The sequence below is a fragment of the Oleiphilus sp. HI0080 genome (genome assembly GCF_001635135.1).
In genome coordinates this window covers 1-2,128 of sequence record NZ_LWFU01000610.1, presented here as the reverse complement: position 1 = coordinate 2,128, position 2,128 = coordinate 1, and the positions used below count along the sequence as shown (strand labels likewise).

Sequence of the window (2,128 nt, the reverse complement as noted above, 5' to 3'; positions counted from 1 at the left end):
CCAGCCTCTCCTAACGGTCGAAGTACTTGATCTCGCTCTTCATAGCTAACCTGAAACATCTTCATTTGCGTTTTAAGCTCGTCTTCGCCCATCGCCTTGAAGGCCGAAGAGGATTTACCCAAACGCGTTTCCATACGTTGCGCATTCTCACGCAACCATTTCTTATACGGATGCGCCGTCTTCAAGCGCTTATCGATATCATCCGTATGCAAAACCTCACCGGTTTGCGTATCAATTGCTAGAATCTGCCCTGGACCAATACGCCCCTTAGCAACCACATCTTCTGGCTTGTAAGAATATGTACCGATTTCAGAAGCCACAGTAATAAAGCCATCTTTCGTGACAACCCAGCGGCTTGGTCGCAGGCCATTGCGGTCTAGCAAACATACGGCATAACGGCCATCAGTCGTTACCAATCCCGCAGGACCATCCCATGGTTCCATATGCATACTATTAAATTCATAGAACGCCCTTAGGTCAGCATCCATCGTGTCTACGTTTTGCCATGCAGGAGGAATCATCATGCGAATAGCACGGAACAAGTCCATACCTCCGGCAATCAGCAGCTCGAGCATGTTATCCATACTGGATGAATCTGAACCTGTTCGATTGACCAGCGGCGCTATCGAATCCAGCTCTGGCAAACTAGGCGTTTCAAACTTGCTAGTGCGCGCAAGTGCCCAGTTACGGTTTCCTTCAATCGTATTGATCTCACCGTTATGGGCAAGAAAGCGAAAAGGCTGCGCTAGCGGCCATTTCGGCATTGTGTTCGTACTGAATCGTTGGTGAAAAACACATATTGCCGTCTCTAGGTCCTTATTGCCCAAATCTAAATAGAAGTTCGGCAGATCGACCGGCATCATCAGACCCTTGTAAGAGATCACTTGGTCCGACAGGCTACAGACATAAAAGTCTTCATCGTGCGCGAGCGCTTTTTCGATCTTTTTGCGCGCAACAAACAGCTTAAGTCCAAACGCCTGATCATCAACACTCTCGTCGGCTTCGACAAAAACCTGTTCTATTTGAGGAAGACAGTCAAGCGCCATACGCCCAAGGCAGTCGTTATTAGTCGGCACAACACGCCAAGCTTTAACGCTTAAACCTTCTGCGACACACTTAGCTTCAAAAGCCTCACGCGCCTCTGTTGCCCGATCAGCGTCGTTTGGCAAGAAAATCATGCCGACGCCATACTGTTGACCGAGTGTAATTGCGCTTTCTTCCTGCGCCACCTTGCGCAAAAACGAATCGGGCTTCTGAAGTAGCAATCCGCAGCCGTCTCCAGTCTTACCATCAGCAGCAATACCACCGCGGTGAGTCATGCACGTCAGCGACTCAATTGCTGTTTCTAATAACGCATGACTTGGCACACCTTCGGTGTGCGCTATGAGCCCAAAACCACAGTTATCTCGAAATTCTTCTGGGCGAAACAAACCTGCTGCCATAGCATTCTCTCTAAAAACATCTAGTAAATTCATACACTTAGCAATTTTTCTCGCTATTTATGTACGACTACAAAAATTGGGGTCGGACATTTTACACACAGCCCCCATCAAGGACAAATTTAATCAGCAGAGATTTTGGAATTTGGTGAGGTTTTTGCCAATCGAATCAATCGAAAGCCGGTCATTTCAAGCCATCAATACTGCGTATCCAAGGCTTTTCCCTTGCGACCCGATAGGGGAGAGCAGCGCCAGCACGGCGCGCCGAGGTAATGTCTGGAAAGACGCCATACAATACAACAAACCAGGGTTTACCCTTGTATGACGACTCGACATAGTAAAGGTCTTGCAAGCCAACTTGCTCGACAAAACGCGTAGCTGTTGACTCATTATAAGAGCCTAGAACCTGAAATGTATGTGCGTCTGTCGCTTGAGACTCAACCCAGAATGCGTCACGAAATGCAGGATGCCTTCTCCCTTCTTTAGTAATCGCAACTTTTTTAACTGCCTCTTTAGAGGCATCAGACCCGACAAGATTTGTGCTAATCGTTTTTACAGAATCTTGTTTAATTGGCTCTGGTTCTGGTTCTGGTTCTGGTTCTGGTTCTGGTTCTGGTTCTGGTTCTGGTTCTGGTTCTGAAGATACTAAACCCCGCTCTACAGAATCAAACTCATTTCCGTCCGAGTCG

The 2,128-nt window shown here is 47.7% G+C and carries 1 protein-coding gene and 1 pseudogene; both read right to left on the bottom strand.

Going from position 1 to position 2,128, the window contains the following annotated elements; genetic code table 11:
* A pseudogene (gltB, locus tag A3751_RS13475) lies at positions 1 to 1,442 on the bottom strand (glutamate synthase large subunit); the annotation flags it as partial.
* Positions 1,443 to 1,623: 181 nt separating this feature from the next.
* The coding region (locus A3751_RS13470; protein WP_197466343.1) for an SPOR domain-containing protein at positions 1,624 to 2,128 on the bottom strand (505 nt) is incomplete at its 5' end.